The following is a 14406-nucleotide window of genomic DNA, read 5'->3' on the forward strand; positions in this document are numbered from 1 at the left end:
AGGGTTAGTCTCGGTTTGTTTATAAAATTGGGTGCTTAAGTCATAATTAAATACACGCAATAAAATTACAAAAAATAGAGGCTTTATATTTGAAATTTATACTTGTTATCAACAGGATGTTAACAATGTTTTTACTGATAAATACTATAGTCTATTTAGTATATCATCGATTTTAGGCTATATTATGAAAAGTCGCAAATAGAGTATTATAACTAGTCAGTATATAGTATCTTTGTCGCTCTAAATAAAAAATAATGAGCAATATAGTCGCTGTAGTAGGTCGTCCAAATGTAGGGAAATCGACATTTTTTAATCGTCTTATTAAAAGGCGTGAAGCAATTGTTGATGCCGTAAGTGGTGTAACAAGAGATCGTCATTACGGTAAAACTGATTGGAACGGTAAAGAGTTCTCTTTAATAGATACAGGAGGATATGTGGTTGGTAGTGATGATGTTTTTGAAGCAGAAATAGACAAACAAGTGGAACTGGCTATTGAGGAAGCTGATGCTATAATTTTCATGGTTGATGTAGAATCTGGTGTCACTGGAATGGATGAAGACGTTGCCAAATTATTACGAAAAGTAAAAAAGCCTGTTTTTTTAGTGGTTAACAAGGTTGACAACAATAAGCGCTTAGAAGATGCTGTGGAGTTCTATTCTCTTGGTTTGGGAGAATACTATGCTATAGCGAGTATCAACGGAAGTGGAACAGGGGATTTGCTAGATGCTGTTGTTGAGGCGTTACCAGAAAAAGAAGAGGAGGAAGAAGATGAATTACCAAGATTCGCAGTTGTCGGAAGGCCAAATGCTGGAAAATCTTCATTTATTAATGCTTTAATTGGAGAAGAAAGGTACATCGTTACTGATATTGCTGGTACGACAAGAGATTCTATTGATACAAAATATAACCGTTTTGGATTTGAATTTAATTTAGTAGATACAGCGGGTATTCGTCGTAAATCTAAAGTAAAGGAAGATTTAGAATTTTACTCTGTAATGCGAAGCGTTAGAGCTATAGAGCACTGTGATGTTTGTTTAGTGGTTTTAGATGCTACTCGTGGTTTTGATGGGCAGGTACAGAATATTTTTTGGTTGGCAGAACGCAACCGTAAGGGCGTTGTTATTTTAGTTAATAAGTGGGATTTAGTAGAAAAAGATACTAAAACAGCCAAGGAATTTGAGAAACACATCAGAAATGAAATTGCACCATTTACCGATGTTCCTATTGTGTTTATCTCTGTTTTAAATAAACAACGTATTTTTAAAGCTATCGAAACAGCGGTTGAAGTTTATAAAAATAGAACTAAGCGTATAAAAACGAGTGTGCTCAATGAAACTTTATTGCCAATAATAGAGCATCAGCCACCTCCAGCTTATAAAGGCAAGTTTGTAAAGATAAAATACATCATGCAATTACCTACACCACAGCCGCAGTTTGCATTTTTCTGTAATTTACCACAATACATTAAAGAGCCTTATAAACGTTTTTTAGAGAATAAATTACGTGAAGAATTTGACTTTACCGGTGTTCCAGTTAGTGTTTACATGCGGAAAAAATAAGAATTTAATGCGTATTCTATTTCGATTAAAATTTACAATTGCTGTCTTAGTTTTTTGTTTACTCTTTACTAAAATACAATCACAAAACATACCGCAGATTGCCGCAGTTGGGAATCAGTTTTATTGTTCCGAATTACCCATGTCTATTGTCACCAATATCAGTATTTCTAATACTTTGGGTACGCTAGATACTGTATTTGTACAAATTTCTACCGGCTATACGCTTGGTGAAGATATTTTATATTTAGAAGGCATACATCCTAATATTAATGCCAATTGGTCTGCAGGAGAAGGACTACTTACATTAGAGGGGCCAGCCTCGTTTTCAGAATTCGAAACCGCCATAAGTGCTATCCGGTTTCAAACGACCCAAAGTGTATTTACTCAAGATAAATTTTTTTCTATCAATTTAGGGGAGGCAAATTTTCTGCCGTCTACTGGTCATTATTATTTTTATGTAGCAGATTTAAGCATTACTTGGTTAGAAGCTAAAGCGGCTGCGGAACAACGCAGTTATTTTGGTCTGCAGGGTTATTTAGCAACGATAACATCTGAAGAAGAAATGCAACTTACGGGTGAGCAAAGTTCTGGCACTGGATGGATAGGTGGTTCAGATCAACAAAATGAAGGCGTTTGGATATGGGAAACTGGACCAGAAGCGGGACAAGTATTTTGGGAAGGACTTTCAAATGGTTATGCACCAAATGATATGTATGCATTTTGGAATACTAGTGAGCCAAACAATTTAAATAATGAAGAAGATTACGCACACATTACGGCACCTAATATTGGTATTTTAGGCTCTTGGAATGATTTAACCCTTACTGGGGGCAACGATCCCAATAGTGATTTCCATCCCAAAGGCTATATCGTTGAATTTGGTGGTATGCCAGGCGATCCTGACATAAATATTTCAGCGAGTACCACAATTGTAACACCAAAGTTAGAAGTAACAACTTATACCGTTTGCAATAGTAGCGGATCTCAGATTACCTTAAATTCTAATGCAGATAATGCCTATTGGTACGATTCTTTAACATCTACTACGGTTGTAAATTCTGGTTTAACTAATCAAAATCTAATAGAGGGGTCAACAACTTATTGGGTAGAGCTGATTTTTAATGGGTGTAGTGAAGGGGCTAGAATTCCAATTACTGTTAATGTCAATGCGTCTCCTGTAGCGAACGACATAACCATAATTCAATGTGAAGATGATAGCATCGATTTTATTTCTACGTTTTATCTCAATAATTATAGAAATGATATTGTAAGAGATGACAATGGACAAATAGAGACGGGTTTAAATGTTCGTTTTTTCGAAGACGATTTACTTCAAAACGAAATAACGTCCAATAGTTATAATAATAGTGTTGATTTTCAAAAAATTTATGCTTTAGTCACTAATGAATCTACAGCTTGTTTGTCGTTAGCAGAAATAACATTACAAGTGAACCCGCCTAACGGATATTCTGCGACTTTAGAAGTTTGCGATGATCTCGAAGCTGATGGTTTTGCAACTTTCAATTTATCTGAAGCTAACCCACAATTGCTAAATAGCGAAACCATTAATACTACAGTTTCATATTATTTAACATTTGATGAAGCATTGGAACAAGCCAATGAAATCGTTGATTCTTTTACCAATGTCGTTGCTTTTAATCAAGTGGTTTATGCCCGAATAAACATTGATAATAATTGTTACGCAATTAACGAAGTTGTTTTACATGTGAAAGATTTACCAAATGTGCTACAATATGAAGAGATTTACTATTGTCTAAATAGTTTTCCTGAGACCATAACATTATCTGGTGGAATTATAGACGATGTACCGAACAATTACTACTATAACTGGTTTACTGGCGAAACAACTATGGATATTGAGGTTAATGAACCGGGCACATATTCGGTAACAGTTACACAGCCATTAGGTTGTTCTAACGAAAGAACGATAACGGTTTTACCATCTAGTACTGCTGAGGTTGAAAGTATTGAGGTCACCGATTTATCGGAGAACAATACCGTTTCAGTATTAGTTAATGGGAATGGGGATTACAGATATGCTTTAAATAACGAGAATGGTATTTACCAAACTTCGAATCATTTTGAAAACGTACCAGCAGGATTTCATACTATTTTTATAAAAGATATAAAAGCCGATTGTGGTACGGTGTCTAGTGATATTTCCATTTTAGGATTTCCAAAATTCTTCACGCCGAATGGGGATGCTGTAAATGAAACATGGCAAATTACCGGATTTTCTTCAGAATTTAATAATACGGCTACAGTTGAGATTTTTAATCGATACGGCAAACTAATAACAATTCTAAAAGCCAATAATTCGCAGTGGGATGGTACAATAAATGGCGCCATGGCGCCAAGCGATGATTATTGGTTTATAGCGAGATTTATTGATGGTAGAACTTACAAAGGCCATTTTACATTAAAACGATAATTTTACAAAAACTTTAAGATTTTTCATACGGTTTCTGTTCTATTTTTGAAAACGCTATTCATCAATCAATCAACCACCATGAAGAAACTAATTCTAGTTCTTACGGTATTTTTTACACTCTTTTCATATTCGCAAGAAAAATCTTTTGAACTTACAGGTACACTCTTAGCAGAGGACAGCAAGACGCCAATTGAGTCTGCGACCGTTTATTTAGAGCGTGTCAAAGATAGTTCGGTGGTCTCTTATACCATTTCAGATAAAGACGGGAAATTTAAAATAGAAAGTACGACTTACGATAAAAGCTTAAATTTTTTCGTATCCTATATTGGTTATAAAACCTATGTTAAAAAAATTGATATTGATAAAGAACAAATTACTTTATCTACAATTAAAATGGAATTAGACAATCAGTTAGATGAAGTTATAGTAAAATCTACGGCTCCGATAACTATTAAAAAAGATACTCTAGAGTTTAACGTAAAATCTTTTAAAACAAAAAAAGATGCTAATGTTGAAGATTTGCTAAAACAGTTACCAGGAGTAGAAGTTGATGAACAAGGTAATATTAAGGTCAACGGTAAAGCGGTAAATAAAATATTGGTAAATGGCAAACCTTTTTTTGGTAACGATCCTACGATTACGACCAAGAATTTAACGAAAGATATTATCGAAAAAATTCAGATTGTAGATACTAAAACAAAATCTGAAGCTTTTACAGGGGAAGAAGGTGATACCGAAAACAAAACCATTAATCTTACCATAAAAGAGGAAAATAATAAAGGTGTTTTTGGACGCGTATCTGCGGGTGCAGGAACAGATAAGCGTTACGAATTTGCAGGTATGGTGAACTTTTTTGATAACGACCAAAGATTAAGTGTATTAGCGGGAGGTAACAATACAAACTCCCCAGGGTTTAGCTTCGGTGAAATTTCTAAAATGTTTGGTCGCGGTGGCGGGGTTTCTTTTAACAGTAACGGTTCATTCGCTTTAGGCGGTCGGTCTTTTGGTGGCGGCCAAGGTATTACAACTTCGCAGAATGCCGGAATTAATTTTGCCGATGTGATAGGTGAAAATACAGATATTGCGGCTGATTATTTTTTTGCATCAAGTAATTCTGAAGATGAATCATCGACAGAACGTGAAACAATTTTAGCAGATACTCGTTTTTTTACCAATTCTAGGTCCAGAACACTAAGTGACACAGATAGCCATTCTGTAAATTTAGAATTTGAAATTGAAACAGATTCTACATTTCAAATCAGCATAGAACCGTCATTTAGCTACTCTAAATCAAGTACCCGATTTTCTAGTAATGAACAAACTTTAGATGAAGATTTAGTGTTAACCAATCAGTCGGATGTAAACTCAAATGTAGAAAATTTTGCAAGAAGGTTTTCAAATCAAATTTCGGCGACCAAACGTTTTGGAAGTAGAGGAGCTTTTGTTCGAATGGAGATAGAGACTAGTATTAATCAGCAAGAGAGCGATGATTTTTTAAATTCAGAAGCGGAAGTTTTTGGTGCAAATCCAGAAACTATAGAACGTAACCAATTTACCGATGGCGAGAAGAATAGCTATGGAATCACCACGGAAATGACCTATAGATATCCTATAATCGCCAAAAAGTTTTTTTTAAATTTTGAATATGAATATTCACGAGATAAAGACAAAAACACAGAAAGTACTTTCGATTTTAATAATACCTTACAAGATTATACTAATTTTAATAATGATTTAAGTACAGATTTCAAATATTTAGACATTCAAAGTGTGCCTACTTTTGGATTAACTTATCGTGGTGAAAAATTATCTACAAGAATAAAAGCAGCCTACAACATGCGGACTTTAAAGAATGAGGATGTATTAAGACCGCAATTTAACATAGAACGAGAATTCGAAAATATTGAATTAAATTCAAGAATTAATTATAGGTTTAGCCCTAAGGCTTCCATTTATGCTAGTTACAGATTGGCTAATAATCCACCAGGTCTAAGACAGTTACAGGCGTTTACGGATGTGTCCGATCCCTTAAGAACAATCATTGGAAATCCTAATTTAGAGCCCTCAAACAGTCATAGTGTTTATGCTGGTTATAATGGATTCGATTGGCAGAAACGTACCGGTTTATATGCTAATATCAACGCCAGATTTACTAACAACCAAGTAGTATCTAAAACGATTGTCGATCCCACAACATTGAAACGAACAACAACGTACGAAAATGTAGATGGCAATTATAATTATGGTATCTCTGGCAATTATACCAAAGATTTTAAATTAGATACGCTTAGAACCATAAAGTTGAGGTTGAGAGCACGTTATAATTTTTCTGAACGAATTAATTTTAATAATGAGGTACAATATGCGAGTCAAGTAAAAACTTTATCGCCAAGAATTGGTATCGATTTTCTTTGGAATAAAGTTATGGAGTTTAAACCTTATTATCAGTTGCGTTTTACAACTAATGCCTATGATATTGCAGCTTTTGACGATCGGGAATTTACCAGTCATAATGCAGGGTTAAGAACCGCAACGTTTTTACCTAAAAATTTGGAATGGCAAAACGATATTAATTTTAATTATAACCCAAATGTCTCTGATGGTTTTCAAAAAAGTGCATGGTTTTGGAATTCCACGCTAGCCTATAGCGTTTTAAAAGAAAAGGCTATAATTTCTTTAAAGGTCTATGATTTATTAAACCAAAACACCAATGCGAGAAGGATTGCAACGGAAGATTATATTGAAGATAGACAAAGTACAGTTTTAAGGCAGTATTTTATGCTAAGTCTAAGTTATAAATTTAATAGTTTGGGAAGCAAAGGAGAAACAGGAGATGGTGATGTTATCTTTTTTGATTAATTATATTTAGGCTCAAAGTTTTCAGAAATTATAAATTAAAACGATAATCCGAATTATATTTTTTCAATCTCACGACTGCTTATTATGTTTTTATAACACTAAACACTACTTACTAATAGCTTACCAGCCACCTGAAGCTCCACCGCCTCCAAAGCTACCGCCACCGAAGCCTCCACCAAATCCGCCGCCTCCAAAGCTTCCACCTCCAGAACTGCCGCCAAAACCTCCAAAGCCACCAGAAGATCCGCGGGAATAACTACCACGTCCCATATTACTTAAAATAATGGCTTCGAGAAGACTTCGACTTCCCGAACGATTGCCTCGGTTGCCACCACCTCCTCCACGAGATTTAGAAATGACAATAATAAATATGATGAAAATGATAAAGAGAAAAAATAAGACTTCAAAAGGGAATTGACCTTCGGTTTGTCTCGTTCTTTTATACTCACCATTTAAAACTTCGAAAATAGCATCTGTCGCACGGTCCAAACCGCCATAATAATCATCCTGTTTAAAATAGGGTATGATATCGTTATTAATTATACGTTTACTTAACGCATCGGTCAATAGATGTTCAATCCCTTTACCTGTGCTGATTCCTATTTTACGATCGTCTCGAGCCAATAATATAAAAATTCCATTATCCTTATTGGCTTGCCCAATGCCCCATTCTTCTGCCCATTGAGCGCCTAAATAGTTTATGTATTCTCCTTTTGTAGAGCTGATGGTTGCCAACACTATTTGAGTAGAAGTAGAATCGGAATAACGTATTAGTTTCTGTTCTAAGCTGTTTTTTTGAGTTGTGGAAAGCAAATTAATGCCGTCATAAATACTGGTCTGAGCTTCTGGCTTTTCGGGAATATCATATTGAGCCCATCCAATAAATGGACTCGCTAACATTAGAAGTATTAAAAATTGAAATATGTTATTTTTAGTTGGGTACATTAACCTTTTGAGATTGTGTTATCTAATTCATCTTCGTCGTGATGATGCCAAGGAAAATGGTGAGACAACGCTTTACCAGCTTCTCTAACACCATCGATTATTCCTTGTTTAAAGTTTCCGGATTTGAATTGCGAGGCAATTTTATCGCGTGTTGAATTCCAGAAGTCAGCACCTACGATATTGTTGATACCTTGATCACCAAAAATCACAAACGATTTATTATCAACCGCAACATATATTAATACTCCATTTCTCTGAATGGTATTATCCATTTTTAAAATATGAAAAACGTCGAGTGCATGTTCATAAACATCAATATCACATTTTTGTTCTATGTGCACACGAATTTCTCCCGAAGTATCGCATTCGGCAATTCTAATGGCTTCTACAATTTCCTCTTCTTCTTTCGCTGTAAGGAAATCTTCAATTTTTGGCATAATTAGATGTTATTTAAAAGTCGAAATCGACATCTGGTGCATTTTCACTACCTGGATCTGCTTTGTATCTTGGCATTTCTTCAAATCCAAACCAGCCCGCTAGTATTGATCCAGGGAATTTTGTGGTATGAATATCGTAAATATTTACTTTTTCATTAAAGCGATCCCTAGCCACATTAATACGATTTTCCGTACCCTCTAATTGGCTTTGTAATTCTAAGAAATTCTGATTGGCTTTCAATTCAGGATAACGTTCTACTGATACTAAAAGTTTAGATAAAGCTCCACTTAAACCACTTTGGGCTTGTTGAAATTGTGCCATATTTTCGGGAGTTAAACTATTAGCGTCAATGGTTGTAGATGTTGCTTTAGCTCTGGCTTCAATGACTTCTCTCAACGTAGTTCTTTCAAAATCGGCAGCTCCTTGTACGGTTTTTACTAGGTTACCTATTAAGTCATTTCTTCTTTGGTAGGCACTTTCTACATTAGACCATGCGGTCTTTGCATTGGCTTCATATTCTACAGCGGTATTGTTAAAGCCTACGGCATATTGATAAATTGCGAATCCTACGAGCGCAATAATTATAACTGGAATTAGCCATTTTTTCATAATAGTTGAATTTAAAGTTGAGTTTTAATTTTTATTAATTGCGCTTTTATGCTTTCAAGTTTTTCAATGATTTCAAATTTTTCTAACGCTTTTTTCTTTTCTTCCTTGAGATGTGTTTTTGCACCTTCAAGTGTAAATCCCCGTTCTTTTACCAAATGATAAATAAACTTAAGATTTTTGATGTCTTCTGGTGTAAACTTTCGATTGCCTTTGGCATTTTTCTTCGGTTTTAAAACATCGAATTCTTTTTCCCAAAATCGAATTAAAGAAGCATTTACCTTAAAGGCTTTGGCTACTTCACCAATACCGTAATAGCGTTTTTCTGGAAGATCTATATGCATCTTAATCGAGAGATTGGTTTTCTAATGATGCTTTTTTAAGCAAAATATCATATTCTTCGGCAGATAAATTGCCGTAATAAAAGTTAATAGGATTAATTCGTTCTCCATCCTTGAAAACTTCGTAATGTAAATGTGGCGCTTCGGAGCGACCGGTACTACCAACATACCCAATTAAATCACCACGTTTTACCCGCTGATTTACTTTAACGTTGTATTTGTATAAATGGGCATATAATGAAATATAGCCATAACCATGATCGATGCGAATATGGTTGCCATAACCTGTAGATCTGCTATCTGCTCGCTTGATAACTCCATCGCCTGAAGCATATATTGGAGTGCCTCGAGGGGCTGTAAAATCCATTCCGAAATGAAATTTTCTAACCTTTGTAAATGGATCAGTTCTATAACCATAGCCTGAGGCCATACGTGTCATATTCACATTGCTTATAGGTTGAATGGCAGGTATAGCTTCTAAAAATTTCTCTTTGTCTTCAGCCAATTTTGCGATTTCATCTAAAGATTTAGATTGAACAACAATAGCTTTTTCGAGAATATCTAAACGTTTATAGCTCTCCGCAATAAGTTGTGAATTATCAAAGCCTTCATATTTTTTATAGCGATTGATACCTCCAAATCCCGCTCTACGTTGTTCGGTTGGAATTGGATTGGCTTCAAAGTAAAGTCTATAAATCGCATTATCACGTTCTTCAACATTTTCTAATGCCGCAAAAGCATCATCTGTACGTTTATTTAATAGCTCATATTGCAATTCCATATTTTGCAATTCGCGCGCTAATTGGCGCTCTTTTGGTGACTCAATATATTGACTGGCTATAAAAAATGAAAGAAATCCAAAAAGCGCTGCAGCAGTTAAAAATACTGTAGCATATTTAAAAGTTGTCGTTTTTTTACGCTTTATCTTACGGTAAGATAGCGTTTCAGAATCATAATAATATTTTACTTTAGCCATGTTCGAATTTATGCTATTTTTGCAGCAAATAAGCTCAAATTGTAAGCCTCTATTGTTAGTAGAACAATCAAAGATAAAAAAATGTTTTGCATTTGTGCTAATTAAATAAAAACAAGCTCTAATTTCAGAATATGAAGTCTCAAGATATACGATCTAAATTTTTCAATTTCTTTGAAGGAAAACAACATCTTATTGTTCCTTCTGCACCAATGGTACTAAAGAACGATCCTACATTAATGTTTGTTAATTCAGGAATGGCCCCATTTAAAGAGTATTTTTTAGGAAATGCAGAGCCAAAGAAAAATAGAATTGCCGATTCGCAAAAATGCTTGCGTGTTTCAGGTAAACACAACGATTTGGAAGAGGTTGGTTACGATACTTATCATCATACTCTATTCGAAATGTTGGGTAATTGGAGTTTTGGAGATTACTTTAAAGAGGAAGCCATTGCTTGGGCCTGGGAACTTTTAACGGAAGTTTATGGAATTGATAAGGATATTTTATATGTCACAATTTTTGAAGGTAGCGAGGATGATGACAAGCTAAGCATGGATACGGAAGCGTATGATATTTGGAAGAAATATATTGCTGAGGACCGCATATTAAAAGGTAACAAAAAAGACAATTTCTGGGAAATGGGAGATCAAGGTCCTTGTGGCCCATGTAGTGAAATCCATGTTGATATTCGTTCGGCTGAAGAAAAAGCAAAGGTGGACGGAAAGACATTGATAAATAGGGATCATCCGCATGTGGTTGAAGTTTGGAACTTGGTATTTATGCAATACAACCGAAAGGCTAATAGATCATTAGAACCATTGCCAAATAAGCATATTGATACCGGAATGGGATTTGAGCGTTTGTGTATGGTTTTGCAAGGAGTACAATCTAACTATGATACAGATGTTTTTACTCCAATTATTCGCGAAATCGAAACTATTACCGATAAAAAATATGGTGAAAAAGATGATATTGATATTGCAATCCGTGTAATTTCAGATCATGTACGCGCCGTTGCATTTTCTATAGCAGATGGCCAGTTGCCAAGTAATACTGGTGCAGGTTATGTTATTCGTAGAATATTACGTAGAGCGGTTCGATATGGGTTTACGTTTCTAGATAAAAAGGAACCATTTATATATCGTTTAGTTGATGTTCTCAGTAAAAAAATGGGGGAGGCATTTCCAGAATTGAGAGCACAAAAGGTCTTAATTGAGAATGTAATAAAAGAAGAGGAGGCCTCTTTTTTAAGAACTTTAGAACAAGGTTTAGTTTTACTAAATCGTATTGTCGAAGATACTAAAGGCGATACCGTATCTGGTGAAAAAGCTTTTGAGCTCTATGATACTTACGGATTCCCTATTGATTTAACGGCTTTAATTTTATCTGAAAAGAATTTAAATCTGGACGAAAAAGGATTTAAAGAGGAATTACAAAAACAGAAAAATAGATCACGTTCTGCAAGTGAAACTTCCACCGATGATTGGACAATTTTATTTGAAGATGATATCCAAGAATTTATTGGTTATGATACTCAGGAAGCGAATGTTAAAATTGCACGCTACCGAAAAGTAACTTCTAAAAAGGAAGGAGAAATGTATCAATTGGTTTTCAACTTAACACCATTTTATCCTGAAGGTGGTGGACAAATCGGAGACAAAGGATTTTTGGAAGACAAGCATGGTGATATTGTTTACATTTTAGATACAAAAAAAGAAAACAATGTGGTTTATCATTTAACTAAAGAATTGCCAGACCACTTAAACGAAAGCTTTAGAGCAGTTGTAAGTAGTGAGCATAGAGCGTTGTCGTCTAGCAACCATACCGCAACCCATTTATTGCATCAAGCATTACGAGCTATTTTAGGTGAGCATGTAGAGCAAAAAGGATCGCTGGTTAAACCACAATCTTTACGTTTCGATTTTTCGCACTTTTCTAAAGTTACACCAGAGCAATTACAAGAAATTGAAGATTTTGTTAATGCACGCATAGAAGGTCAATTGCCATTAGAAGAACGAAGAAATGTGCCTATGGAGAAAGCTATTGAAGAAGGTGCCATGGCTTTATTTGGTGAGAAATATGGGGATACCGTAAGAACGATACGTTTTGGGAAATCAATTGAATTATGTGGAGGTATTCATGTGAAAAACACGTCGGATATTTGGCATTTTAAAATTGTATCAGAAGGTGCTGTTGCTGCTGGAATACGACGTATAGAAGCTATTACTAATAAAGCCGTTAAAGATTATTTTTCTGAAAATAACGCGGCTTACCTTCAAATGAAAGGCCTGCTAAACAATGCTATGGAACCAATTAAAGCTTTAGAGAATCTACAAGGAGAAAACGCAGATTTAAAAAAGGAAATAGAAAGCCTTTTAAAAGATAAAGCAAAAAATATTAAAGGCGAACTTAAAAACGAACTCACCGAAATTAATGGTGTTCAATATTTGGCCAAAAAACTCGATTTGGATGCCGCTGGAATTAAAGATGTTTGTTTTGAATTAGGTAGCCAATACAACAATTTATTCTTGTTATTCGGTGCCGAGAACGATGGTAAAGCTATTTTATCTTGTTACATTTCTAAAGAGTTGGTAGCTAGTAAAGGGTTAAATGCTGGCGCTGTTGTAAGAGAACTCGGTAAATATATTCAAGGTGGAGGTGGAGGCCAACCATTTTTTGCTACTGCAGGAGGAAGGAAACCAGAAGGGATTTCTGAAGCTTTAAAGGCTAGTAAAGATTATTTGTAAAGAATAAATTACTGAGCTGTACATTTTAGGAAAACGGAAATTCACTGAAAAAGGATGTTGTGTTTTGGTATTTATCAAAACATGATTGTGATAGGATTTAAAATTCAGGAATTGCTATAGTTGATAGTTTTAATATTCTCTGATAAATTTCGTGAATATCCCATATTACAATGCAACGCTTAGACGTAATAATTAAATCAATGAATCTTCAAACCAAAATTCCATTAAAATCACAACAGCATAATCAAATTGATTATAACGCTAAGATTATGTTGCTTGGTTCATGTTTTTCAGAAAATATTGGTGAGAAATTTAAATATTTTAAGTTTCAGTCTTCTGTGAATCCCTTCGGGATTTTATTTCAGCCTTTAGCGATAGAAAACCTTATAACCCGTTCTATAAATAAAGATTATTATTCTGAATTTGATATTCATTATCATAACGAGCAGTGGAGTTGTTTAGATGCGCATTCTAAATTAAATCAAGCCTCTAAAGTTGACTTATTAAAAGCGCTAAATGAGCAGGTTGACGAAACTTATAACCAGCTTATTACGGCAAATCATATTATTATTACATTAGGCACAAGTTGGGTTTATAGATATTTAGAAACCAATAAAATTGTAGCCAATTGCCATAAACTGCCACAAAAACAATTTCTGAAAGAATTACTTTCTGTAGAACAGATTTCGGAATCATTGGAGGCGATTGTTAGTTTAGCTAGAAGTATTAACCCTAAAGTTTCATTTCTATTTACGGTCTCGCCTGTAAGACATATAAAAGATGGTTTCGTGGAAAATACACAAAGTAAGTCGCATTTATTAGCAGCGATTCATCAGATTGTAGAACCAAGAAATCAATTGTATTATTTTCCGTCTTACGAAATTATGATGGACGAATTAAGGGACTATCGTTTTTATAATACGGATATGCTGCACCCCAATACTGTAGCAATAGATTACATTTGGACACAATTTAAGAATGTATGGATATCGAATTCTGGACAAGAGCTAATGAAAACAATTGATGAAATTCAAAGAGGATTATCTCACAAGCCTTTCAGTCCAAATTCTGAAGCTCACTTAAAGTTTTTAAAAGCTCTTCATTTAAAAATTGAAACACTTAAAGATCAATATCCCAATATCATATTTTGAAATTTTAAAACGAAAAAGCCAGCATATATTTCAATTATTGATTCAGCCTTTTTCTGTTTTCTTTTACTTTGAATAGTTAGTCTGTAAAAAATTATTATTTTTGAATTATTAGGGTACTATACGTCTAATAATAACTTATTGACAGAGGTGAGTGATGGAGGAACGGTTTTTGCAGATGAGAGTACATTTACTTATCTCTATAATTCTGCTATTTATCCCATTAGTGCTACAGAAACTAATACTTTAGATTCTGGTGAAGCGGAGATATATACAGTACAATATATTTATGAATAAATTATATTAATTTTAAAAGTAACAAAAAAACTCAAATCTGA

The 14406-nt window shown here is 34.4% G+C and carries 11 protein-coding genes; 6 read left to right on the top strand and 5 right to left on the bottom strand.

All coding sequences use genetic code 11. The features are described from left to right. Positions 1–254: 254 nt before the first annotated feature. The 3 genes from der (at position 255) to QMA06_RS15240 (ending at position 6870) form a co-directional block, all read left to right on the top strand. Positions 255–1559: a ribosome biogenesis GTPase Der gene (der, locus tag QMA06_RS15230; protein ID WP_290207768.1), complete on the top strand. Its 1305-nt coding sequence runs from the start codon at positions 255–257 to the stop codon at positions 1557–1559. Positions 1560–1566: 7 nt separating this feature from the next. Beyond that, positions 1567–4011, top strand: a complete 2445-nt coding sequence (locus tag QMA06_RS15235; RefSeq protein ID WP_290207769.1) for a T9SS type B sorting domain-containing protein — start codon at positions 1567–1569, stop codon at positions 4009–4011. 78 nt (positions 4012–4089) lie between these two features. Continuing rightward, positions 4090–6870, top strand: coding sequence for an outer membrane beta-barrel protein (locus QMA06_RS15240; protein ID WP_290207770.1), 2781 nt, complete (start codon positions 4090–4092; stop codon positions 6868–6870). Between the two features lie 120 nt (positions 6871–6990). Here the strand turns inward: QMA06_RS15240 and QMA06_RS15245 are convergent, their stop codons facing one another. The 5 genes from QMA06_RS15245 to QMA06_RS15265 are packed head-to-tail and all read right to left on the bottom strand — an operon-like array spanning position 6991 to position 10176. Further along, the gene (locus tag QMA06_RS15245) at positions 6991–7815 is read right to left on the bottom strand and encodes a TPM domain-containing protein (protein ID WP_290207771.1); all 825 of its coding nucleotides are present in this window, start codon (positions 7813–7815) and stop codon (positions 6991–6993) included. After that, a complete protein-coding gene (locus tag QMA06_RS15250; RefSeq protein WP_290207772.1) occupies positions 7815–8252 on the bottom strand; it encodes a TPM domain-containing protein in 438 nt (145 codons plus the stop codon). Before QMA06_RS15250 ends, QMA06_RS15245 begins: the two co-directional genes overlap by 1 nt. Positions 8253–8265: 13 nt before the next feature. Further along, positions 8266–8862: a LemA family protein gene (locus QMA06_RS15255; protein ID WP_290207773.1), complete on the bottom strand. Its 597-nt coding sequence runs from the start codon at positions 8860–8862 to the stop codon at positions 8266–8268. 11 nt (positions 8863–8873) lie between these two features. Then, on the bottom strand, positions 8874–9203 hold the full coding sequence (locus QMA06_RS15260) for a MerR family transcriptional regulator (protein WP_290207774.1): 330 nt from the start codon (positions 9201–9203) through the stop codon (positions 8874–8876). Between the two features lies 1 nt (position 9204). Beyond that, positions 9205–10176: a M23 family metallopeptidase gene (locus tag QMA06_RS15265; RefSeq protein ID WP_290207775.1), complete on the bottom strand. Its 972-nt coding sequence runs from the start codon at positions 10174–10176 to the stop codon at positions 9205–9207. A gap of 131 nt (positions 10177–10307) precedes the next feature. Here QMA06_RS15265 and alaS point away from each other — a divergent pair, with 131 nt between their 5' ends. The 3 genes from alaS to QMA06_RS15280 all read left to right on the top strand — a co-directional run bounded on the left by alaS (position 10308) and on the right by QMA06_RS15280 (position 14365). Next, a complete protein-coding gene (alaS, locus tag QMA06_RS15270) occupies positions 10308–12920 on the top strand; it encodes an alanine--tRNA ligase (protein WP_290207776.1) in 2613 nt (870 codons plus the stop codon). Between the two features lie 200 nt (positions 12921–13120). After that, entirely contained in the window at positions 13121–14071 is a 951-nt protein-coding gene (locus QMA06_RS15275; protein ID WP_290207777.1) for a GSCFA domain-containing protein, read from the top strand. Between the two features lie 138 nt (positions 14072–14209). Beyond that, a complete protein-coding gene (locus QMA06_RS15280; protein WP_290207778.1) occupies positions 14210–14365 on the top strand; it encodes a hypothetical protein in 156 nt (51 codons plus the stop codon). Positions 14366–14406 lie beyond the last annotated feature (41 nt).

It is taken from the genome of Winogradskyella bathintestinalis (genome assembly GCF_030407435.1).
In the GTDB taxonomy this organism is placed as follows: domain Bacteria; phylum Bacteroidota; class Bacteroidia; order Flavobacteriales; family Flavobacteriaceae; genus Winogradskyella; species Winogradskyella bathintestinalis.

Excerpts from the sequence above, each read along its gene's own strand:
- der (WP_290207768.1), top strand. The coding sequence starts at position 255 with ATGAGCAATATAGTCGCTGTAGTAGGTCGTCCAAATGTAGGGAAATCG.
- QMA06_RS15235 (WP_290207769.1), top strand. The coding sequence starts at position 1,567 with ATGCGTATTCTATTTCGATTAAAATTTACAATTGCTGTCTTAGTTTTT.
- QMA06_RS15240 (WP_290207770.1), top strand. The coding sequence starts at position 4,090 with ATGAAGAAACTAATTCTAGTTCTTACGGTATTTTTTACACTCTTTTCA.
- QMA06_RS15245 (WP_290207771.1), bottom strand. The coding sequence starts at position 7,815 with ATGTACCCAACTAAAAATAACATATTTCAATTTTTAATACTTCTAATG.
- QMA06_RS15250 (WP_290207772.1), bottom strand. The coding sequence starts at position 8,252 with ATGCCAAAAATTGAAGATTTCCTTACAGCGAAAGAAGAAGAGGAAATT.
- QMA06_RS15255 (WP_290207773.1), bottom strand. The coding sequence starts at position 8,862 with ATGAAAAAATGGCTAATTCCAGTTATAATTATTGCGCTCGTAGGATTC.
- QMA06_RS15260 (WP_290207774.1), bottom strand. The coding sequence starts at position 9,203 with ATGCATATAGATCTTCCAGAAAAACGCTATTACGGTATTGGTGAAGTA.
- QMA06_RS15265 (WP_290207775.1), bottom strand. The coding sequence starts at position 10,176 with ATGGCTAAAGTAAAATATTATTATGATTCTGAAACGCTATCTTACCGT.
- alaS (WP_290207776.1), top strand. The coding sequence starts at position 10,308 with ATGAAGTCTCAAGATATACGATCTAAATTTTTCAATTTCTTTGAAGGA.
- QMA06_RS15275 (WP_290207777.1), top strand. The coding sequence starts at position 13,121 with ATGAATCTTCAAACCAAAATTCCATTAAAATCACAACAGCATAATCAA.